The 21,747-nt window shown below is 71.1% G+C and carries 21 protein-coding genes; 15 read left to right on the top strand and 6 right to left on the bottom strand.

All coding sequences use genetic code 11. The features are described 5' to 3' along the window. Window positions 1–92 precede the first annotated feature (92 nt). The 3 genes from E9934_RS05345 (at window position 93) to E9934_RS05335 (ending at window position 1,809) form a co-directional block, all read left to right on the top strand. Window positions 93–854 (top strand): class E sortase, encoded by a 762-nt coding sequence (locus E9934_RS05345; protein WP_136561819.1) that lies wholly within the window; start codon window positions 93–95, stop codon window positions 852–854. An 82-nt stretch (window positions 855–936) separates the two neighbouring features. Then, window positions 937–1,503, top strand: coding sequence for an LPXTG cell wall anchor domain-containing protein (locus tag E9934_RS05340; RefSeq protein WP_136561818.1), 567 nt, complete (start codon window positions 937–939; stop codon window positions 1,501–1,503). Between the two features lie 162 nt (window positions 1,504–1,665). Then, window positions 1,666–1,809, top strand: a complete 144-nt coding sequence (locus E9934_RS05335) for a DUF1059 domain-containing protein (RefSeq protein ID WP_136561817.1) — start codon at window positions 1,666–1,668, stop codon at window positions 1,807–1,809. A 25-nt stretch (window positions 1,810–1,834) separates the two neighbouring features. On the opposite strand, the gene E9934_RS05330 is transcribed toward E9934_RS05335, so the two are convergent. Together E9934_RS05330 and E9934_RS05325 are read right to left on the bottom strand one after the other, a co-directional pair. Further along, window positions 1,835–2,701, bottom strand: a complete 867-nt coding sequence (locus E9934_RS05330) for a crotonase/enoyl-CoA hydratase family protein (RefSeq protein ID WP_136561816.1) — start codon at window positions 2,699–2,701, stop codon at window positions 1,835–1,837. Between the two features lie 39 nt (window positions 2,702–2,740). Beyond that, entirely contained in the window at window positions 2,741–3,949 is a 1,209-nt protein-coding gene (locus E9934_RS05325; RefSeq protein ID WP_136561815.1) for an LCP family protein, read from the bottom strand. A 24-nt stretch (window positions 3,950–3,973) separates the two neighbouring features. On the opposite strand from E9934_RS05325, the gene E9934_RS05320 reads away from it, so the two are divergent. Next, entirely contained in the window at window positions 3,974–4,480 is a 507-nt protein-coding gene (locus E9934_RS05320) for an acyl-CoA thioesterase (protein ID WP_136561814.1), read from the top strand. On the opposite strand, the gene E9934_RS05315 is transcribed toward E9934_RS05320, so the two are convergent. Beyond that, window positions 4,470–5,354 (bottom strand): LysR family transcriptional regulator, encoded by an 885-nt coding sequence (locus E9934_RS05315; RefSeq protein ID WP_136561813.1) that lies wholly within the window; start codon window positions 5,352–5,354, stop codon window positions 4,470–4,472. The genes E9934_RS05320 and E9934_RS05315 overlap by 11 nt on opposite strands. 93 nt (window positions 5,355–5,447) lie before the next feature. Between E9934_RS05315 and E9934_RS05310 the strand changes: the two genes are divergently transcribed. Continuing rightward, window positions 5,448–6,422: a threonine ammonia-lyase gene (locus tag E9934_RS05310; protein WP_202977200.1), complete on the top strand. Its 975-nt coding sequence runs from the start codon at window positions 5,448–5,450 to the stop codon at window positions 6,420–6,422. A 104-nt stretch (window positions 6,423–6,526) separates the two neighbouring features. Then, window positions 6,527–7,948 (top strand): LCP family protein, encoded by a 1,422-nt coding sequence (locus tag E9934_RS05305; protein ID WP_238694781.1) that lies wholly within the window; start codon window positions 6,527–6,529, stop codon window positions 7,946–7,948. A 34-nt stretch (window positions 7,949–7,982) separates the two neighbouring features. On the opposite strand, the gene E9934_RS05300 is transcribed toward E9934_RS05305, so the two are convergent. Then, complete coding sequence (locus E9934_RS05300; RefSeq protein ID WP_136561811.1) at window positions 7,983–8,837, bottom strand: inositol monophosphatase family protein; 855 nt, start codon at window positions 8,835–8,837, stop codon at window positions 7,983–7,985. Window positions 8,838–8,923: 86 nt separating this feature from the next. Here E9934_RS05300 and E9934_RS05295 point away from each other — a divergent pair, with 86 nt between their 5' ends. The 8 genes from E9934_RS05295 (at window position 8,924) to E9934_RS05260 (ending at window position 18,913) form a co-directional block, all read left to right on the top strand. Beyond that, on the top strand, window positions 8,924–9,322 hold the full coding sequence (locus E9934_RS05295) for a hypothetical protein (RefSeq protein ID WP_136561810.1): 399 nt from the start codon (window positions 8,924–8,926) through the stop codon (window positions 9,320–9,322). A 28-nt stretch (window positions 9,323–9,350) separates the two neighbouring features. Continuing rightward, a complete protein-coding gene (locus E9934_RS05290) occupies window positions 9,351–10,250 on the top strand; it encodes a glycosyltransferase family 2 protein (RefSeq protein ID WP_238694780.1) in 900 nt (299 codons plus the stop codon). Next, window positions 10,247–11,149, top strand: a complete 903-nt coding sequence (locus tag E9934_RS05285) for a glycosyltransferase family 2 protein (protein WP_136561809.1) — start codon at window positions 10,247–10,249, stop codon at window positions 11,147–11,149. The genes E9934_RS05290 and E9934_RS05285 overlap by 4 nt, the downstream gene beginning before the upstream one ends. A gap of 6 nt (window positions 11,150–11,155) precedes the next feature. Then, window positions 11,156–12,361: a UDP-galactopyranose mutase gene (gene glf / locus E9934_RS05280; RefSeq protein ID WP_136561808.1), complete on the top strand. Its 1,206-nt coding sequence runs from the start codon at window positions 11,156–11,158 to the stop codon at window positions 12,359–12,361. Further along, window positions 12,354–14,354, top strand: a complete 2,001-nt coding sequence (locus E9934_RS05275; RefSeq protein WP_238694779.1) for a glycosyltransferase — start codon at window positions 12,354–12,356, stop codon at window positions 14,352–14,354. Before glf ends, E9934_RS05275 begins: the two co-directional genes overlap by 8 nt. Next, window positions 14,347–15,252: an ABC transporter permease gene (locus tag E9934_RS05270; RefSeq protein WP_136561807.1), complete on the top strand. Its 906-nt coding sequence runs from the start codon at window positions 14,347–14,349 to the stop codon at window positions 15,250–15,252. Before E9934_RS05275 ends, E9934_RS05270 begins: the two co-directional genes overlap by 8 nt. Window position 15,253: 1 nt before the next feature. Next, window positions 15,254–16,030: an ABC transporter ATP-binding protein gene (locus tag E9934_RS05265; protein ID WP_136561806.1), complete on the top strand. Its 777-nt coding sequence runs from the start codon at window positions 15,254–15,256 to the stop codon at window positions 16,028–16,030. Between the two features lie 684 nt (window positions 16,031–16,714). Then, complete coding sequence (locus E9934_RS05260) at window positions 16,715–18,913, top strand: N-acetylmuramoyl-L-alanine amidase (RefSeq protein WP_136561805.1); 2,199 nt, start codon at window positions 16,715–16,717, stop codon at window positions 18,911–18,913. 29 nt (window positions 18,914–18,942) lie between these two features. Here the strand turns inward: E9934_RS05260 and E9934_RS05255 are convergent, their stop codons facing one another. After that, entirely contained in the window at window positions 18,943–19,692 is a 750-nt protein-coding gene (locus tag E9934_RS05255; RefSeq protein WP_136561804.1) for a TIGR03089 family protein, read from the bottom strand. Window positions 19,693–19,716: 24 nt separating this feature from the next. On the opposite strand from E9934_RS05255, the gene E9934_RS05250 reads away from it, so the two are divergent. Continuing rightward, window positions 19,717–20,826, top strand: a complete 1,110-nt coding sequence (locus E9934_RS05250) for a mannose-1-phosphate guanylyltransferase (protein ID WP_136561803.1) — start codon at window positions 19,717–19,719, stop codon at window positions 20,824–20,826. Window positions 20,827–20,856: 30 nt separating this feature from the next. On the opposite strand, the gene E9934_RS05245 is transcribed toward E9934_RS05250, so the two are convergent. Next, a complete protein-coding gene (locus E9934_RS05245) occupies window positions 20,857–21,693 on the bottom strand; it encodes a DUF3105 domain-containing protein (RefSeq protein ID WP_136561802.1) in 837 nt (278 codons plus the stop codon). Window positions 21,694–21,747 lie beyond the last annotated feature (54 nt).

The following is a 21,747-nucleotide window of genomic DNA, read 5'->3' as shown; positions in this document are numbered from 1 at the left end:
GGGATCGCGGGCTTCGGTGCCCGTGACGCCCGTGACGGCGTAGCGTTGACCCGGGTGTGCGGTCGAGGAGCGGCCGCACAGGAGGGAATGCCATGTCGGACACCGACCTCGACGCACCGGACCCGGAGACCCCGGGGGGCACTGCGACGACCGAGCGCGTACGACGACGCCGCTCCCGACCCGAGCAGGAGACCGAGCAGAAGTCGACCGGGCGCCGGGTCACCTTCTGGACCGGATGCGGCCTCATCGCGGCCGGCATCGCCGTCCTGTGCTGGGTCGCCTGGCAGTTCTGGGGCACCAACTGGCAGTCGGAGCGGCGCCAGAACGAGGTGCGCGACGCGATCGGCGAGGGCTGGGAGAGCGGCCAGGACGTCGTCCGCACCGAGTTCGGCAACGCGACCGCGATCGTGCGGATCCCGCGCTTCGGGCCCGACTACGCGATGCCCGTGCTCGAGGGGTCCAGCGACGAGGTCCTCGCGGCCGGCATCGGTCACATGGAGGACACCGCGGATGCCGGGATGGAGGGCAACTACGTGCTGGCGGCCCACCGCGTCACGCATGGCGAGCCGTTCGCCGAGTTCCCCTCGCTCGAGCCGGGCGACGAGGTCATCGTGCAGACCCGCGCCGCCACCTACACCTATGTCCTGGACAGCGGCGGGGAGGACCTGATCATCCCCTTCACCGAGACCTGGGTGCTCGACGAGCAGCCCGTCAACCCGGACGCCGGGGAGATCAACCCGCCCGAGGGCGTCAGTTCATTGATCACGCTCCTGACCTGTTCGGAGATCTTCCACACCGACAACAGATCAGTCGTTTTCGGCCACCTGGTGGAGACCACTCCCACGTCAGGGTGAGGACCCGCTAGGCTTCACACAAAGCACACCCGTCACCTTGAACGAGCCGGGTCGTTGCATGGGGTAGTTCAAGGAGGATGTCGTGCTCAAGAAGCTCGTGGCACTCGGTGCCCTGTCCGCTGCGCTCGTGGCCGTGCCGGCCACGTCGGCCAGCGCAGATGACAATTACGCCGGGGGTCCGCTCCCGACTGAGACCATCATCGAGGTCCAGTCCGACGGTCCCGGCAAGCCGGTCACGCTGTTCGTCAGCGCCACCGCCAACTTCCCGACGCCGCCCGAGGGTGACATCGCGGTCGAGCTCCTGCCGGCGGGCAGCGCTGCCCGCACGGCGCGCGCCGTCGCCGCCGCGCCGCTGCTCTCGACCACCGTCCACTTCGTGGATGAGCCGGTGGCCATCGCGGGCCCGAGCCTTCCCGAAGGTCGCTACCTCGTCACCGCGGAGTTCACGCCCGACGACCCGAACCAGTTCCTCCCCTCGGACGCCTCGCTGGTGTTCCGCCTCGCCGAGGACGGCGACACCGACGACGGCGAGGACCTGCCCAACTCCGGTGGCCCCAACATGATGTGGCTGCTGCTCGGCGGTGGCCTGCTGGCCGCTGGCGCCGGCGGCGTGACCTACGGTCGGCGCCGCGAGGACGCCACCGTCTGACACCCCAGCCTCGACACTCCGGCCGCCCCATCAGGGGCGGCCGGAGTTGTTTTTTCACCGCCCCGCCGCGCGCCGAGGAACGAGGCGGCGTATCGAGACGAGCGACAGGGGCCAACGCCCTAGAGTGGAGCCTCCGAGATCCCTCACCCTCCGGGAGGAACCATGCCGAGCCTGCGTTGTCCCTGCGACGTCACCCTGCGGGGCGACACCGACGACGAGCTGGTCGAGAGGGTGCAGGCGCACCTGGCCGAGGAGCACCCAGGACGCGAGTACTCGCGCGAGGAGATCCTGTTCATGGCCATGTGAGCCATGTGAGCCAGGCCGGCCGCCGTCACTCGATGGCGGGCAGCTCCGAGGCCCTGCCGGTGAAGCGGGGTGCCCGCTTCTCGCGGAAGGCGGCGACGCCCTCCTTGCCGTCGCCGACCGAGGTCCAGTACATCGCCAGCGAGTCGGTGAGGTGGGCCTCGAGCGGATGGGCTGCGGCGCCGTTGCGATGGATGAGCCGTTTGGCCAGGCCCAGTGCCACGAGCGAGCGGTCCACGACGAACGTGCGGGCCAGCTCCTGGGCGGCGGCGACGAGTTCGTCGGGGGCGTGGACACTGCGGACCAGCCGGCCGGCGAGTGCCTGCTCGGCGGTCAGGATCTCGGCGGAGTAGACCCACTCCAGCGCCTGCTGGATGCCGACGATCCGTGGGAGGAACCAGCTCGAGCACGCTTCCGGGACGATGCCGAGGCGGCCGAAGACGAAGCCGATCCGGGCCTTCTCCGAGGCCATCCGGATGTCCATGGCGAGCGTCATCGTCGCGCCGATGCCGACGGCCGGGCCGTTGATGGCGGCGATGACGGGCTTGGGCAGCGCGTGGATCGCCAGCGTGACCTTGCCGCCGGTGTCGCGGATCCCGTCGTCGTAGGGCGCCTGGTCGTAGGACGCCCGGAACTCCTCCGGCGTCGGGGAGAGACTCTCGTCCAGCCCGAACACGTTGCCTTCGGCGGAGAGGTCCATGCCGGCGCAGAAGGCGCGTCCCTCGCCCGTCACCACGATGGCGCGGATCGCGTCGTCGTGGGCGTCGACCGCGAAGAACTGCTCGAGCTCACGGGCCATGGTGAGGTCGAAGGCATTGAGGGCGTCGGGGCGGCTGAGCGTGAGCGTGGCGACGCCGTCGTCGTCGATCTCGCAGGACAGGGTCTCGTAGGTCATGTCGTCTTCCTCGGGATCGATGGGGTGCCGGCCGGCGCGTCAGTCGGCGAGGCCGGTGGCGGTGCAGAGGTCCTCGGTGATGTCACCGGTGCGGTCCTCGGCGAGGGTGTCGAACAGCTGGGCTGCTCTCTCCTCGTCCCAATCGCCCGCCACCGCCGCCAGCGGTACGGTGCAGGACCGGGCCGGGTCGCCCATCGCCAGCGCCCACTGGGCCGCGTCGACGGGACCCATGCCGTCGCCGAAGCGGAAGAAGTCGGGCACCGCGGCGTTGAGCTGCCAGTAGCGGACCGGATTGACGACCGACCATGGCGACAGCACCTTCTCGCCGACGGCCGCGACGACCTCCCGCTGCTGCTGCACGCGGGCCAGGTCGGACAGGTTGCGGTCGTGCTTGCGGGCGCGGGCGTAGGCCAGCGCAGTGATGCCATCGACGTCCTGGCAGCCCTTCTTCACGTTGAGGCCGGAGTCGCGGTCCCGGATCCGCTTCTTGGGGCAGATCTCGATGCCGCCGACCGCGTCGACGACGCCGACGAGACCGCCGAAGCCGATCTCGACGTAGCCGTCGATACGCAGACCCGTGGCCTGCTCGAGCGTCTGCACCAGCAGGGGAGTGCCACCCTTGGCGAAGGCGGAGTTGACCTTGCTGACGCCGAACCCGGGGATCTCCAGGGGAGAGTCGCGGGGGATGGACACCAGCGTCGTCGGGCCGTCGCCGGTGTGCAGCAGCATGATCGTGTCGGTGAGCTCGCTCTCCGCGTCGCCGGTGTGCAGCGCCTTGCGCTCCTCGGCCGACAGGCCGGCGCGCGAGTCACTCCCGACGAGCAGGTACGTCGTGCCGGGCTGCTCGCCCGGACGGTCGCCGTCGGGCTCGTAGTCGACCTTGTCGACCTTGCTCCACGTGAAGAACGGGACCGCGATGAGGAAGGCGAGCCACACCACGAGCAGGCCGATCACGAGCCGGACATAGGTCCGCGGGCGCTTCCACGGGTTGCGGCGGGGTGTCCACGACGGTGGGGTCGGGGAGGCGTAGGGCTCGCGGGTCGCGCCGTGCTGGCGCACTGGGGGGAGCGGCTGCTGCCGCTGGACGGGGATGCGGCGGGTCGGCTCGGGATCGTTCCGCTCCCCGCCGGGCTGTCCTCCGGCCGGACCGGCCGGTCCACCCGAACCTCCGCTGCCGTAGATCCAGTCGAAGTCGTCGCCGCCGGATCGATTGCCGGATCCGGTGCCGCCGCTGTCACGCCCTGCCATGCCTGCTGACGCTACCGTCAGGGGGTGAGCGAAATCGTGGCGGCTCGCACGCCGTCGTACTCCCGGATCGAGCTGGCCTCGGTCACCTCCCGCGCGCAGACCAACCTGCTGGGCAACATCCACGGTGGTGAGGTGCTCAAGCTCGCCGACTCGGCGGCCGGGGTGGTCGCCCAGCGGCACAGCGGCGGACCGGCGGTCACCGCGGCGCTCGACGAGATGGCCTTCCTCGAGCCAGTACGGGTCGGCGACATCGTGCGGACCTTCGCGCAGATCAACTGGGCCGGCCGCTCGTCCATGGAGATCGGCGTCCGGATCGAGGCCCAGCCGTGGGACCTGGCGACCGAGGTGCGCCACGTCGGGTCGGCCTACTTCGTGTTCGTCGCCATCGACGCGGCGGGGCGGGCGCGACCGGTGCCGGACCTGGAGGCCGAGACCGACCACGACCGGCGCCGGCTGCGGGAGGCGGAGATCCGCCGCGCCCACCGCCTCGCGCGGCGGCAGGAGATCGAGGCCGGCCGCCTCAGTCCTTGAGGCCGGCAGCGGCCGCGGTCGCCAGGGCCGCGGCGACCGCGTCCACGGCCGGCGGCCGCGGTGGCGCGCCGTACGTCGACAGCTGGACCCGGCGCAAGGCCGCCAGTGGCTGCGTGGCGATCCCCGGGTGCCGGTGGGCGCGCAGCGCCAGGCCGGGGAGCACGGTGACGCCCATCCCTCCGGCGACGAGAGCCTGCACCGCGACGTAGTCGTCGCTCGCGAAGGCGATCGCGGGGGCGAAGCCTGCGTCCTCGCACAGGGCGAGCAGCTCGCGACGACAGCGCTCGCACCCGGTGATCCATGCGTGACCGGACAGGCCGGCGAGGTCGTCCGGCGCCGGCCCGTCGTCGGCAGCGACGACGAGGTGCAACGGGTCGTCGAGCAGGGGGACCGAAGTGATCTGCTCCGGCTCGGGCTGGTCGGGGTAGGCGAAGGTCAGTCCCAGGTCGACCGCGCCCGACCGGAGCAGCTCGAACGCCTCCGGCGGCTCCGCCTCGACCAGGTCGAGCTCGATGCCGGGGTGGCGCTCGGCGAGCACCACCAGCGCCTCCGGCACGACGGTCGCGGCGCCGGAGGGGAACGCGGCCAGGCGCACCCGGCCGGCCTGCAGGCTGGTCGACGCGGCGAGCTCGCCCTCGGCCCGCGCGAGGAGACCGAGGATCTCCTCGCCGCGGCGGGCCAGCCGCTCCCCGTCGGGGGTCAACCGGACCCCGCGGCCGACACGCTGCAGCAGCACACTGCCCGTCTCGGCCTCCAGGCGCCGCAGGTGGTGGGAGACGGTCGGCTGGCCGTAGTGCAGCTCCGCGGCGGCGGCCGACACCGATCCGGTGCGGTGCAGCGCGACGAGGGCCTCGAGGCGGCGCAGGTCGATCACGAGACGATCCTACCGTTCATATCGGCATTGTCGATGAATCACTGCGATCACAACTATTGGACCGATAGGTGTCCGGTCGGCGACCATGGACCGGTGAACACCGACCCGACCTTCGCCGACGTCCTGCGGGCCGCCGAGGCGGTGCGGGCCGAGCTGCCGGCGACACCGCTGCAGGCCCACCCCCTGCTGGACGGCGCGGTGGGCGCGGAGGTCCTGGTCAAGCACGAGCACGTGCTGCCGACGGGCTCGTTCAAGGTGCGGGGCGGGGTCCACCTCGCCTCGACGCTGAACGCCGTCGAGCGACGCCGCGGCCTGATCACGTGCTCGACGGGCAACCATGCGCAGTCGGTCGCCTACGCCGCCCGCCTGGCCGGCGTCGATGCGACCGTGGTGATGCCCGCGAGCGCTCCGGCGGTCAAGCGCGACGCGGTCGCCGCGCTCGGTGCCCACGTCGTGGTCAGCGGTACGACGCTCGGCGAGGCGGCCGCGGATGCGCGCCGCCGGGCGGGGGAGTCGGGCGCCTCGTTCGTGTGCCCGACCGACCCGCGGATCGTGCTCGGCCACGCGACGGCCTACCTGGAGCTCTTCGGTCAGGCGCGGGAGACCGGGGCGGACCTTGCCCTGCTCGTCGTGCCCATCGGCAGCGGCACGGGGGCGGCGGGGGCGTGCCTGGTGCGCGACGAGCTCTCGCCCGGCACCCGCGTGGTCGGCGTGCAGTCCGCGGCGGCCCCGGCCGGCTGGCGGTCGTGGCGCTCCGGCGAGATCGTCGAGGCCGCAGCGACGACCCGGGCAGCGGGCCTGGCGACGACCACGGGCTACCCGCTCCCGCAGCGGCTGCTGCACGGGCGTCTCGACGACTTCGTGCTGGTCTCCGACGACGACATCGACGCCGCGGCGCGGCTGCTCGCGGCCCGCGCCCACACGCTGGCCGAGGGCGCGGGGGCGGCCTCGCTCGCCGGACTCCGCGCCGTCCTCGCTGACGGCGGCGCGCCGAGCGGACCGGCGGCGGTGGTGTGCACGGGCGCCAATGCCTCGGCGGACGAGATCGCCCGGCTCGCTGCTGCCTGAGCTGCTGCCCGAGCTGTTGTCGGGCACGGTGATCGGCCCGGCCGCGGTCCCGGCCCCGGCGCGTCGTGGCCCGTGGGACCTGTGTGGCTGGTGATACTGGGCGGGTGTCGGAGACGGGTGCGCGCACGCAGGCGCCGGACGCGGTGGCGGAGCGCGCCGCACGAGTCCGCTTCCGCCGCGCCCTCACCCTGATGGGCTTCACCCTGCTCGTGCCCGGGTCCGCCCAGCTCATCGCGGGCAACCGGAGGGTCGGGCGGATCGCGGTGCGGATCTGGCTGGTCACCCTGGTCGTCGTACTCTCCGGCGTCGCGGTGGTGGCCATCCACCGGCCCTTCGCCTACTGGCTGGCCTTCAACGCCACGTTCATGGGCTGGGCCCGCGTGCTGCTGCTCGTCGGCGCGATCGCCTGGGCGGCACTGTTCGTCGACGCCTGGCGCATCGGCCAGCCGCTCAGCCTGCGGCTCCCGCATCGCCGCGCCGTCGTCGGCGTCAACGGCATCCTGTGCTTCTCCGTCGCCGGCACGATGCTCTTCGGCGCCCACCTCGCCGCCGCCCAGCACGCCTGGCTCACCCAGTTCGTCGGCGGCGACATCGGCGAGGCCCACAACGGTCGCTACAACATCCTGCTGATGGGCGGAGACTCCGGCGCCGACCGCTGGGGGCTGCGCCCGGACTCGATGACCGTCGCCTCGATCGACGCCGTCACCGGCCGCACCGTGATGATCGGCCTCCCGCGCAATATGGAGAACTTCCCGTTCCGGGAGGGATCCGTCATGGACGAGCAGTTCCCCGACGGCTTCGACTGCGACGGCTGCTACCTCAACGGGGTCAGCACCTGGGCCGAGGACCACACCGACCTCTTCGCCTCCGACACCCCGGGCATCGACGCGACGATCATGGCGATCGAGGGCATCACCGACCTCGACATCAACTACTGGATGATGGTCAACATGGCCGGCTTCCGACGGCTGGTCGACGCCTTCGGTGGCGTCACCCTCAACGTCCGCGACCGGATCCCCGTCGGCGGTCTCGGCAGCGACGTCACCGGCTACATCGAGCCCGGCGAGCGCACGCTCAACGGGCACGACGCGCTGTGGTTCGCCCGCGCTCGCGAGGGCAGCGACGACTACTCCCGCATGGCCCGCCAGAAGTGCGTGATGACCGCGCTACTGACCCAGGTCGACCCGCGCCGTGCGCTCACCAACTTCCAGGAGATCGCCGAGGCGTCGAGCGCCATGCTCCAGACCGACATCCCCGGCGGCGCGCTCAACGACTTCGTCGAGCTCGCCCTGCGCGCACGCGGCGAGAAGGTCTCGACGGTGTCGCTCGTGCCGCCCCGGGTCAACACCGCCGACCCCGACATCGATCTCGTCCGCCAGATGGTGTCCGACGCGATCGACCGCGCCGAGGGCACGAAGAAGGCAACGAAGCGCAAGGGGTCGGGCAAGGTCACCGGCGGCTCCCTCGGGTCCCGCAACGACGGCTACGCCGCCAACGAGACCGAGGACGTCGCCGCGGCCTGCTAGATCGAGGTCATCGAGGAGCGAGCGCCAGCGAGCGTCACGAGATGTCTGTGGTCACCTCAACGAGGTCCGCACAGGGGTCTCGAGACGCCCGCTCGTCCCTCGCGGGCTCCTCGACCACCAGGGGGCAGGCAGTCAGCGCTGCGCGCACGGCGTCGTAGGTGTCGCGGTCGGGCGCGGCGATCAGGCCCGACGACGGCGCCTGGGGGCGGTAGGGCCCGCCCTCGTGGTCGCCGATCACGCCGCCAGCCTCGGTGAGGATCAGGCTGCCGGGCAGGTGGTCCCACGGCATGCTGCGGCTGTAGACCAGCGCGGCCGCGTCGCCGGCGATGAGTCGGGGGTAGTCCACGCCGCAGCAGGCCCAGGTCAGCTCCAGGGTGCCGAGGCAGGGCAGGTCGCGGCCCACCCACGCCCTCCGGGCGGTGCGGTACGGCGCAGTGACACTCGTCGTGACGGTCAGCCGCTCGCCGTTCAACCAGGCGCCCGCGCCGCGCTCGGCGACGTACGACGCCTCGTGCTGGGGCTGCCAGATCCAGCCGCGCGTCACCTCGCCGCCGCGGACCTCGGCCACCATCACCGCGTGATCGGGGGAGCCGTGCACGAAGTTCTTGGTGCCGTCGACGGGATCGACGGTGAAGGCGTGCTCGGCGGAGGCGAACTGCTCGATCAGGCTCGGGTCGGAGGCCATCGCCTCCTCGCCGAGGACGAGCGCCCGGGGATGGGCGTCGCGGAGCGCGGCGGTGATGAGCGCCTCGGACTCGTGGTCGGCGACCGTGACGAGGTCGCCGGGGTTCTTCTCCGAGACCTCACCGGACCCGAGGGCCCGGAAGCGTGGGGTGATCACCTGGGCGGCGACGTCCTGCAACAGCGAGAGCACGGCAGCGGTGTCCACGGGATCACGCTATCGGGCTGTCAGTCGGGCTGCCCGGCGGGCCTTCGGGCGGGCCTTCGGGCGGGCCATCGGCCATGCTGGGACCCATGCGATTCACCGAGCACGAGCTGACGGCCGCGTTGGCCGGGGCGGCGAAGACGGTGCTGGCTGCCGACCGCAAGGTCCGCCGCAGCGGCGTCCCGGTCGACGAGTTCTGGGACTCGATGGACCGCTATCAGCGGTTCAAACTGCTCGACTCCCTGGGCAGCCAGGTGCTGCCGGTCCTGGTGGCCCTGCCCGACGTCGACGTCGAGCCGGGCACCCGTCCGGCGTACTCCGACAAGGAGGTCGCCGACGTCATCGCGGGCCTGCCGGGGCAGGAGGGCGGCGGGCGGATCCGCCGGGCGGCCCTGCTCAAGGTCCGCACGGCGCTGGTGCAGGCGGCGCTCGCCGCCGTGCCGCCCCGACTCGACCCGGACGCGCTGATCGTTCCCGATCACCTCTAGACCTTCCGGACTCAGTAGGGTCGGGGCCGTGCGTGTGCAGGCGGTCGTCGTGACCTTCAACCGGTTGGCGATGCTGCAGCGTCTCGTCCCGCGGCTGCGCCAGGAGGCCGGCCTGGAGCGGATCCTCGTCGTCGACAACGCCTCGACCGACGGCACGGGGGAGTGGTTGCGTGCCGAGGGCGTCGAGCACCGCACCCTGCCGACCAACACCGGCGGCGCCGGCGGCTTCCACACCGGACTGGGCTGGGCGATCGACGAGGGCGCGGACCTGGTCTGGCTGATGGACGACGACGGACTGCCGGACGCCGACTGCCTGCCCCTGCTGCTGGAGCGGGTCGAGCGCGACGGCCTGGAGTTCTGCGGGCCGGCCGTGCTCGCCGAGCAGGATCCCGGCCGGCTCTGCTTCCCGATCCGCCTCCCCGGCGGCACGAAGGTCGTGCACGAGATGAGCGCGGTCGAGGCGGCCGCCCGCGACGGACTCATCGACGACGTCGTCATCCCGTTCAACGGCGTCCTCGTCACCCGCGACCTGGTCGAGCGCATCGGCCTGCCGCGTGAGGAGTTCTTCATCTGGGGCGACGACGTCGAGTACCTCTGGCGCGCCGAGCGGGCCGGTGCCCGCATCGCGACGGTCGTCGACGCGCACTTCCTGCACCCGGCCACCGACGACCTCGGCACGCCGATGATGTTCGGCCGCACGACCTACAACCACACGGCGAGCGACCTCAAGCACTACTGCATGGCCCGCAACAACACCCTCAACCTGCGGGCCTACCGCGGGTGGATCCACGTGCTGCTCTTCTGGGCCAAGACGATCTGGTTCTACCTGTTCACCAGGCCGCAGCCGGGCCGGATCCCGCTCAGCGCACGCGCGGCCGCGGCCGGTCTGCGCGGCGACTTCACCGGCCACCGGAGGTTCCTGCGATGAGCGCCGAGAGCGTCGCCGTCGTGGTGGTGACCTTCAACCGCGCCGACCTGCTCGAGGGCATGCTGGCCGGCCTGGGCCGGCTCGAGCGCGCACCCGACGCCGTCTACGTCGTCGACAACGCGAGCACCGACCACACCGCCGACGTGCTCGCCCGCTCCACGCTCCCGGGCCTGGTCCCGATCCGCAGCGCCGACAACCTCGGCGGCGCCGGCGGCTTCCACCTCGGCCTGCAGCGCGCCCACGCCGACGGCCACGACGCCATGTGGCTGATGGACGACGACGTGGTCCCGGCGCCCGACTGCCTCACCCGTCTCCTCGAGGTCGACGGTCCCTGTCTCATCGCCGTGCGCGAGGACCGCCGCGGGCAGCTCGTCGAGAAGGCTGCTGTGCGCTTCGATCTCGCCAACCCGCTCGCGATCCGCCCCAAGACGGCGAGCGTCGACTCGACGTACTCCCGGAGGTCGCAGATGCCGGCCACCGTCCCCGTCGAGAATGTCGCCTTCGAGGGCTTCTTCGTCCGCCGGGCCGTGATCGACGCGATCGGCCTGCCCGACCCGTCCTACTTCATCTTCTACGACGACGTGGACTTCGCGATCCGGGCGCGGCGCGCGGGCTTCCCGATCCTCGCCGTCCGCGACGCGGTGCTGGTGCGCCAGCTCGACTTCGACCAGCAGCACGACCTGGCGGGCTGGAAGGGGTACTACATGTATCGCAACCTGTTCGCCGTCCACTTCCGTTACGGCGAGAACCTCCTGGTCCGGCTCAAGCCGTGGCTGATCGCCCTGACGGTGGTCCTCCTCAGCCCGCTGCGCGGCGGACAGGCCGAGGTGCGCAATGTCACCCGCGCCGTGCGGGACGCGCGTCGGATGCGGAAGGTGCCGTCGGCATCCGTAGACTGACCGACCGTGTCTGTCTCCACTGAGCTCCCCGACCTGGTCGTCGTCGGCTCCGGCTTCTTCGGCCTGACCGTCGCCGAGCGCTGCGCGGCCGACCTCGGCCTCAAGGTCCTCGTCCTCGAGCGCCGCCACCACCTCGGCGGCAACGCCTACAGCGAGTTCGAGCCCGAGACCGGCATCGAGGTGCACAAGTACGGCACCCACCTGTTCCACACGAGCAACGAGCGGGTGTGGGAGTACGTCAACCGGTTCACCGACTTCACGAACTACCAGCACCGCGTGTTCGGCAAGTACCAGGGGCAGGTCTACTCCCTGCCGATGAACCTCGCCCTCATCAACAGCTTCTTCGGCAAGAGCCACACGCCCGACGAGGCCCGCGCGCTCATCGCCGAGCAGTCCAGCGAGATCGACACCAAGGACGCCACGAACCTCGAGGAGAAGGCGATCAGCCTGATCGGGCGCCCGCTCTACGAGGCGTTCATCAAGGGCTACACCGCCAAGCAGTGGCAGACCGATCCCACCGAGCTGAGCGCCGACATCATCACCCGGCTCCCGGTCCGCTACAACTTCGACAACCGCTACTTCAACGACAAGTACGAGGGTCTGCCGGTCGACGGCTACACCGCGTGGCTCGAGCGGATGGCGGACCACCCCAACATCGAGGTGCGTCTCAACACCGACTTCCTCTCTGCTGATGGCGTCGCCGACGAGTTCAAGGGCAAGGTCCCGATCGTCTACACCGGCCCGGTCGACGAGTACTTCGACAACTCCGAGGGGCGCCTGTCCTGGCGCACCGTCGACCTGAGGACCGAGATCCTCGACGTCGACGACTACCAGGGCACCGGTGTCGTCAACGCCAACGACGCGGACGTCCCGTTCACCCGGGAGCTGGAGTTCAAGCACCTGCACCCGGAGCGGGCGGCGTCGTACACGCCGGGCCGGACGGTCGTGGTCCGCGAGTTCAGCCGCTTCGCGGAGGAGGGCGACGAGCCCTACTACCCGATCAACACCGCCGAGGACCGCGCCAAGCTGCTGAAGTACCGCGACCTCGCCGCGAAGGAGCCGATGGTCCTCTTCGGCGGCCGCCTCGGCACCTACAAGTACCTCGACATGCACATGGCCATCGCCGCCGCGCTGTCGATGTACGACAACAAGCTCCGCCCGCACTTCGCGGACGGCGCCGAGCTCAAGAGCGGGGGCGTCGACGGTGAGTGACACGGTGCGCCGCCTGCTGCAGCGGCAGATCATGCCGACCGACGGCGACGTCGACGTGCTGCCGCTCTACCTCGACCCCGAGGAGGCCAACCTCGACGAGGACAAGTACGTCGTCGGCGGCTCGCGCGCGGCCAAGGAGCTCAACAACGCCTCCATCCGCCAGAAGGTCGCCACCGGCCGGGTGGTGCGCCCCGACCAGATCCTGACCCGCACCTCGGTGCGCGTCCCGTCGGGCGAGAACCTGTCGTTCGGCACCTACTTCAACGCCTTCCCCGCGAGCTACTGGCGCCGCTGGACCGTCGTCTCCGAGGTCCGCCTCGCCGTCACCGTCCACGGGGCCGGCGCCACCGTCATCGTCAACAAGTCGATGGCCAACGGCCGGCAGCAGAAGGTCGAGAGCCAGACCACCAACGGCGACGGGCCGACCACGCTGACCTTCGACCTGAGCCTCGGGCCGTTCGTGGACGGCGGCTGGTACTGGTACGACGTCGTCGCCGGCCACGGCGACGTGGTCGTCGAGGGCGCCGAGTGGAGCGCCGAGGTGCCGGCCGACCGCGCCGAGCCCGGCACCGTCGACCTCGCGATCACCACGATGAACCGTCCCGACTTCTGTGCCGAGCTGCTCGCCCAGCTGGGCGTGGCCGAGCTGGCGCCCTACCTCGACACCGTGTTCGTCATGGAGCAGGGCACCCAGAAGGTCACCGACAGCGAGCGCTTCCCGGCGGCCCGCGCCGCGCTGGGCGACAAGCTCCGCGTCCTCGAGCAGGGCAACCTCGGTGGCTCCGGCGGCTACGCCCGCGGCCAGCTCGAGTCGGTCCGCAAGGGCACCGCGACCTACACGATGATGATGGACGACGACGTCGTCTGCGAGCCCGAGGGCATCATCCGCTCGGTCACCTTCGGTGACCTGGCCCGCCGCCCCACGATCGTCGGCGGCCACATGTTCAGCCTCTATGCCAAGAGCCGGCTGCACAGCTTCGGCGAGATCATCCAGCCGTGGCGCTTCTGGTGGATGTCGCCGCTCGACACGTTCAACGACTGGGACTTCGGCTCGCGCAACCTGCGCTCGGCCCGCTGGCTCCACAAGCGTCTCGACGTCGACTTCAACGGCTGGTTCATGTGCCTGGTCCCGCGCCAGGTCATCGAGGAGATCGGCCTCTCACTGCCGCTCTTCATCAAGTGGGACGACTCCGAGTACGGCCTGCGCGCCAAGGCAGCCGGCTACCCGACGGTGACCTTCCCCGGCGCCGCCGTGTGGCACGTGCCGTGGACGGACAAGAACGACGCCGTCGACTGGCAGGCCTACTTCCACCTGCGCAACCGCCTGGTCGCGGCGCTGCTGCACTCGACCTATCCCAAGGGCGGCCGCCTGATCCGGGAGAGCCTCAACCACCAGGTCGCGCACCTGGTCTCGATGCAGTACTCGACCGCCGAGCTGCGGCTCATGGCGATGGAGGACGTCCTCGCCGGCCCGCACGGCCTCCACGACATGCTCGCGACCCGCCTGCCGGAGGTCAACGCCTTCCGCAAGCAGTTCACCGACGCCCAGCTGCAGGCCGACCCGGACGCGTTCCCGTCGATCCGGCGGGAGAAGCCGGCCCGCAAGGGCAAGGACCTCAGCGACGTCCCGAGCCGCAGGTCCCAGCTGATCACCGCCGGACTGGCGCCGCTGCGGCAGATGAAGAAGCCCCGCGAGCTGTCGGCCAGCCACCCCGAGGTCGAGATCCGCGCCATGGACGCCAAGTGGTATCGCCTGGCCTCGTTCGACTCCGCCGTCGTGTCGATGAACGACGGCACGTCGGCCGCGCTCTACGTCCGCGACCGCGACCGCTTCCGCGACCTGATGAAGCGCACCGCCGACCTGCACCTGCGCTTCCGCAAGGACTGGGACTCCCTGGCGGCCGACTACCGCGCCGCGCTGGGCGACATCACCTCGCCCGAGACCTGGGAGAGGACCTTCGCGCCCTGGCTGGACGGGACCGCGGATGAGTGAGGCCACCGCGGCGCCCGCCGCGGACCGGCCGCCGCTGTCGCCGCCGTCGGCGGGCAACGGCCTGCTCGCGGTCTTCCAGCAGCGCTACCTGCTCAGGCTCCTGGTGGAGCGCGAGATCAGCGCCCGCTACCAAGGCTCGTTCCTCGGCCTGATCTGGTCCTACATCAACCCGCTCAGCCAGTTCTTCATCTACTGGTTCGTCATGGGCTTCCTGCTGCAGCTGCACCAGGAGATCCCGAACTTCGCGATCCACATCTTCGCGGCCCTCATCGTCGTCCACTTCTTCAACGAGACCTTCGCGGCCGGCACCCGGTCGATCGTGCGCAACAAGGCCCTCGTGGCGAAGATGTCGATGCCGCGCGAGATGTTCCCCGTCGCCACGATGCTGGTCTCGCTCTATCACGTCGGGCCGCAGCTGATCATCCTGCTCGTCGCCTGCCTGTTCGCCGGCTGGAGCCCCGATCCCGTCGGCCTCGCCTGCCTCGTCCTCGGCGTGCTGATCATCGCCGCGATCGGGCTCTCGGGAGCGCTGCTCTTCAGCGCCGCCAACGTCTTCTTCCGCGACTTCGGCAACATCGTCAACGTCATGACGAACTTCGTCCGCTTCGGCGTCCCGATGATCTACCCCTACGCGATCGTCGAGGAGCGCTTCGGCGACTTCGCCCCCTACTACCTCCTCAACCCCCTCGCCGACGCCGTGCTCCTCGTCCAGCGGGCCTTCTGGATCGGCACGATCAGCGACGAGAAGCAGGCGGAGGTCGCCGCCGACGGCCAGGTGCTGATGCCCGACCACCTGGTGACCAACGGCGTCCTCGCCCTGCTCGGATGCCTCGTCATCCTCGGCATCTCCCAGTGGGTCTTCACCCGCCTGGAGAACAAGATCCCGGAGCGTCTCTGACATGGCCGAAGCAATCGTCCTGCAGAACGTGGTCAAGGAGTTCACGCTCCGCTACCACCGCACCTTCCGCGAGATCACCGTCGCCAAGGCCAAGGGCCAGAAGACCAGCGAGAAGTTCAATGCCATCGACGACGTCTCCTTCACCGTCGAGGAGGGCGAGTCGATCGGCCTGATGGGGCTCAACGGCTCCGGCAAGAGCACCCTGCTCAAGGTCATCAACGGCGTCATGCGCCCCGACTCCGGCACCGCCCTCACCCGCGGCCGGATCGCCGGACTCATCGCCACCGGCGCCGGCTTCCACCCCCAGCTCAGCGGCACCGAGAATCTCGTCCTCAACGCCGCCATCCTCGGGATGTCCGAGCGCGAGCTGAAGCGCAAGTACGACGACATCGTCGAGTTCGCCGATCTCGGCCGCACCCTCGACGCCCCCGTCGGCCACTACTCGTCCGGCCAGAAGGCCCGCCTCGGCTTCGCCGTCGCCGTCCACGTCGACTCCGACATCTTCCTCGCCGACGAGGTCCTCGCCGTCGGTGACAAGCCCTTCAAGGTCAAGTGCATGCGCAAGATGCGCGAGATCCGCGACAGCGGTCGCACCCTCGTCTTCGTCAGCCACTCACCCGGCGCCGTGGCCAAGATGTGCACCCGCGGCATCGTGCTCGAGAAGGGCCGCCTCGGTTTCGACGGCGACGTCGCCGACGCCATCCACTACCTCCAGTACGACCGCACCGACGACGAGGACGAGCTCGAGACCGACGACGAGATCGGCAACGACATTTGATGGCGCGAGCGCGTCGCCGCTGATCGACGCCTGCGGGGAGGTCAGCACCGGCCTCGCTCCGGTCGCTCGTTCCTCGCTCTCTGCGCTCACCCGACGCCGGCCTCCCCGTGCGGCGTCGGCGGCGCCGCGCTGCCGCGCCGCGGTTGTCTTCCGTAGGTCCAACCCTGGTCTGGCGGCAAGCCGACTCTGCAGGGCGAGAGTGCTGTGGCGCCGGACGGGCAACCCACTCGCCGGCGCCTGCGGCGCCGGAGGGGCGAAACCCAACCGTCGGCGCCTGCGTCGCCGGAAGGATCCCCTCCGTGCGCGCTTCGGGGTGCCCTCGACGTGGCAGCCAGAATCAGGTCGCGAAGCAGGGTGCGTCGAGGGCGGGGTCCCCGCTCCTAAGCGCACGGAGGGGAGCCCTGGAGGCGCCGCAGGCGCCGCCGACCCCAGAGCCGGCACGGGAGGCGCCGGAGGCGCCGACACCAAGGGAAGCCCGGGAGGCGCCGCAGGCGCCGACCCACCCACCCCGGACCCCTCAGGCGGCCGCGACCAACGCCGATTCGGAAATTCGGGAACGCGCGGCGTGTCGAGTGGAAACTACACGTTTGTAGTTACTCACGAGCCCTTCCCTGACGGGTGTGACGCATGTGAAAGTTGCTACTCGTGTGACAACTTCCCCGCACACACGTCTGGAGCAGCACCATGTCGTCGTACCTTCCGGAGCACCCGGACACGGCCGCCGTGAGCGGCCCCGGCCACCACGATCGGCCGGGGCGCCTGCGGTTCGTGACCGTGTGCCAGCACCTGCTGGCGCTCGCGGTCGTGGTCGCCGTGCTGACGCCGGCCGCGCGCACGGTCACCATGGACGTCCAGCCGGCGCAGCCGGTGCAGGTGCAGCCCACTGACGTCGCGTTGCGGGCCGCGGACTTCCCGTCGAAGGTTCCGACCGGGCCGGTGGCCGCCGACGTGGACGAATACGCGCTGACCGCGCCTGCCGGGAAGGGGCAGGCCCGGGCGAGCACGCGCGCCACCGCGAAGGTGGCAGCCGGCGGCGAGGAGCAGGTCCTCAGCGACGTCGTCCCGGTCGACGGCTACGGCGCGGTGGGGGTGACCTGGGCGCACGACGAGGTCGTCGGGCACGACGCGATCGGCGTCCAGGTGCGCACCCGCACGGACGGTGCATGGTCGGGCTGGGAGGACGCCGAGTACCACGACGAGCACGGGCCCGACCCGGCCAGCGCCGAGGGGAAGAACGCTCGCCCGGGGACGGATGCGCTGCTCGTGGGTGACGTCGACGCGGTGCAGGTGAAGGTCGCGACGGAGGACGCCGCGCCGGCCGACATGAAGCTGGCCGTGATCGACCCGGGCACGAGCGCGACGACGACGGTGCAGGCGCCGGCCATCGACACGGCGAAGCTGGGCGCGACCGACGGCACGGCGCCGTCGGGCGACGACACGACCGATGGCGGGACGGACGGCGGGACCGAGGGCACGGACAGTGGCGATGACTCCCTCGAGCTCCAGGCGGGGGTTTTCACGCCGAAGCCGAAGATCTACTCGCGGGCCCAGTGGGGCGCCAACGAGCGGCTGCGCGACAAGGGGTCGCTGACCTACTACGAGGTGCACGGCGGCTTCGTCCACCACACGGTGAACGCCAACGACTACACGGCCAGCGAGGTGCCGGGGATCCTCCGGGCGATCTATGCCTACCACGTCAACACCCGCGGCTGGAGCGACATCGGCTACAACTTCCTCGTCGACCGTTTCGGCCGGATCTGGGAGGGTCGGGCCGGCGGTGTGGACCGCGCGGTGGTGGGTGCCCACACGCTGGGCTACAACAACTACGCGTTCGCGATGTCGGCGATCGGCAACTTCGACACGGCGCGGCCGAGCGCCAGGATGGTGTCGGCCTATGGCGCGCTGTTCGCCTGGAAGCTGTCGTTGCACGGTGTCGACGCGGGCTCGACGCGCCAGCGGATCGGCTCCAAGGTGTTCCAGGCGATCAACGGCCACCGTGACGCGGGCTCGACGGCCTGCCCGGGGCGCTACCTCTACGCGAAGCTGCCACAGATCCGTGAGCTCGCGAGTGCGGCGCAACGCGGGTGGTCGGGTCGGGAGGTGGCCGGCCAGTACGTCAGCACGGGTACGCCGGACCTGCTGACCCGGCGCACGAGTGACGGCACGCTCTTCGTGTTCGCGGTCAACCAGCGCGCGGACGGCACGTGGGCGGTGACGGCGAAGAAGAACACCGGCATCGACATCTCGTGGGCCTCGCGGATCCTGCGGGCCGGCGACTGGGACCGCGACGGCAACAACGACGTCCTCGCGGTGCGCCGGTCGGACAAGGCGCTGCTCCTGTTGCGTGGCCAGGGGCGGGGTAGGTTCGCGGCCCCCGTGCTGCTGAGCAACAGGTTCTCGACGGTCGCGCTGCTGTCGGCTCCGGGCGACGTGACCGGTGACGGCTTCCCCGACCTGATGGGCCAGCGCTCGGGCCGCATGTACATCTTCCCGGGCAAGGGCGGCGCCGGGCTGGGCACGTCGACGCACAACGTGGCGCCCGGCTATCCGGCGTACGGCGCCGTGTCGGGCAGCGCGGTCGTCCCGGCGGGTCTCGTGGACACCAACGGCGCTCCTGATGCGCTGGTGCGCAACGGGCGGACGATCGTTCGTTACCTCGGCAACGGTCCGGGAGGTTGGACGTCGGGCAAGACCCTCGAGGTCTCGGCGGCGGGCTACGACTGGCTGATCGGGGCGGGCCGGATCAACAACAACCGGTATTCCGACTACTTCGCACGCACGTCGTCGACCAAGGAGGTCTTCATCCTCTCGGGCGCCGGCGGCGGCTGGCAGAAGACGCGCTTCTCGTTGGGACGGTTCCCACAGGTCGACCTGGGGGCGTGACGGGGAAGAGGAGAGCTGGTCCTGGTCGCTCAGGCGGGGAAGCGGGCGGTGGCGTGCTCGGCGACGTAGGTCGCCTCGAGCGTGTCCTGTCCGGTCTGGGCGACCAGGACGAGTGAGCCGCCGAGGGCGAGCGGCTCGCTCAGCGTCACGGGCTCCTGCACGGGGTTCGCGACGGTGAGGAGGCGGCCGCTGCCGACGATCCGGCCTGCGGCCGCCTCCGCCCAGAGCTCGCCCTGGGTGACAGGGCGCCCGCCCACCGTGATCGCAGTGTCGTCCGCCGTCGGCGGGTCCCACGGCGTGAAGGCGTCGGGCTGCGACCAGATCTCGACGCCGACGTCGTGGACGCCCGCGGGGACCGGCTCGGCGAAGCGGACGCCGAGGGGGAGCAGCGAGCAGGCGAGGACGTGCGGGCCGGCCGCGTGCGGCGCCCAGCGGTCCAGGGTGTCCGGCCCGCACACCACGGCGTCGAGGTCGTGGGGGTCCTCGGAGGTTGACACGGCGAGGCCGGCATTCCACGCGGCGCCGAGGAACACGGTGCCCAGCCAGTGGGGCGGCAGGTCGATCCGGATCTCCTGGCCGCGCTCGAGACCGAGCTCGTCGACGAGCAGCGAGCTGGCCTTGGCGACCCAGTTGGCCCACGTGGTGGTGGACAGCTCGACCCGCTCGCCGGTGGCGTGGTCGTAGTAGGTCACCAGCGGCCGGCCGGGCTCGGCGCGCAGTCGCGCGGCGAGGACGTCGGGGAAGGTCGATGCGGAGCTGGAGCCGGCAACAGTCGTCACGCCAGCGAGGATAGGGTGCCGCGCATGGCCAGTGACCAGCCGGACGGCGCAACCCCCGCAGTGACCGACATCCCGGGCTTCTGGGCGGTGGTGCCGGCCGGTGGGGCGGGCACCCGCCTGTGGCCGCTGTCGCGGTCGGGCTCGCCGAAGTTCCTGCACGACCTGACGGGCTCGGGGCGCACGCTGCTGGAGGAGACCCACGACCGCCTGGCGCCGATCGTGGGTGACCGCTTCATGGTCGTGACCGGTGCTGCGCACCTCGAGGCGGTGCGCGGCCAGCTGGCAGCGCTGGCGGACGACGTGGTCCTGGCGGAGCCATCGGCCCGCGACTCGATGGCGGCGATCGGGCTGGCCGCCGCCGTGCTGGAGCGGCGCGGCGCCGAGGTGATGGGCTCGTTTGCGGCCGACCACGTGATCGCGGATCCCGAGCGCTTCCGCTCCGCCGTGGCCGCCGCGGTCGCCGCGGCCCGCGACGGCTGGCTGGTGACGATCGGCATCGAGCCGACGTTCCCGTCCTCGGCGTTCGGCTACATCCACCAGGGCGCCGTGCTCGACGGTCACCCCGATGCCCGTGCGGTCGTCGAGTTCGTCGAGAAGCCGTCGGTCCCGGTCGCGGAGGAGTACGTCGCCAGCGGCAACTACCGCTGGAACGCCGGCATGTTCGTGGTCTGTCCGACGGTGCTGCTGGACCTGCTGGCCGAGCAGGACCCCGGCTTCGCGGCGACCCTGCGGGCGATCGCGGCCGCGCCGGAGCGTCTGCCCGAGCTGTGGCAGAAGCTGCCGAAGATCGCGATCGACCACGCGATCGCCGAGCCCGCCGCGGCCGCCGGCAAGGTGGCGACGGTGCCCGGCGGCTTCGGCTGGGACGACATCGGCGACTTCGACTCCCTGGCCACGCTGCTCGGCGACCAGGAGGAGTGTGTGGTCCTCGGCGCGAGCGACCAGGTGCAGACCGCCGGTGTCACGGGCCTCGTGGTCCCGGGCTCGGGGCGCATGGTCGCGGTCATCGGCCTCGACGACGTGGTCGTGGTCGACACGCCCGACGCGCTGCTCGTCACCACCCGCGAGCGTGCCCAGGACGTCAAGGCGATCGTCGCCGCCCTCAAGGAGCAGGGCCGCGCCGACCTGACCTGACCCGGACGAGCGAGGGGGCGCCCACCGGACTCAGTAGATGAAGGGCTCGGGGGAGTCGGTGAACGGGTAGTCCGTCATGAACTGCTTGAGCGCGGCGCCGCTGGTCTTGGAGCAGTATTGCCACACGCCGTACTGCGTCTGGGTGGCGCTGTCGAGGCGCCAGTGGGTGAAGGCGATGTGCTGGCCCTCCGGGAACTCCTTGGGCGGGACCGGCTCGGTGGGCTCCTCGCCCTCCGGGGCCGCCTCCGGGGTCTCGGCCTCGGCGGCGGCGGCCTCGGCGGACTCCTTGGCGTCCTCCTCGGTCCACGGCACGGCCTTGAACTTCAGGCGCTGGTTGGTGTCGTTGGCGTCGAGGCTCGCGGCGATCGCCTTGATGGCGCCCAGCTCACTGGAGGAGTCGGCGATCGTCTCGTCGTACCAGAGGATCGTGTAGCCGTGCTCGATGTTGTGGACCAGTGACTCGAGCTCGGGGCGCGAGTCCTTGGTGTAGAACCGGTCGTTGATCGGCGCCGGAGCGATGTTGGCCTCGTTCCAGTGCGGACCGAAGGCGGGGGGCGAGTCCGGGTAGGTCACCTGCTGCTCGAACGGGACGTGCTCGCCGGTGCCCGTGGCGTCCTTCTCGGTCACCTCTCCGCAGACGTCGGCACCGGCGCCGATGTCCTCGAGGTCGGTGCCGGCCCACCGGGCCTTCTGGATGGCCGTGGTGATCGGTCCCCACGCAGCGATGCCGATGATGCCGAGCGCGACGACGACGCAGACGCCGACGATGGCGAGACCCTGGCGCTTCTCGGCGCCCTTCTGCTTGCGCCGGATGTCATCGATGACTTTCTGGCGGTCCGACTTGTCGGACTTGCTGGTCTTGGCCACGGTGGCGAGTACCTCGGGGTGCTGGTGGGTTGGTGCTGGTGGGTGACCCGGCTG

Origin of the sequence: Nocardioides caeni (genome assembly GCF_004912195.1) — a bacterium.
Taxonomy (GTDB): Bacteria; Actinomycetota; Actinomycetes; order Propionibacteriales; family Nocardioidaceae; genus Nocardioides; species Nocardioides caeni.
This window is presented reverse-complemented; position numbering and strand designations above follow the sequence as displayed.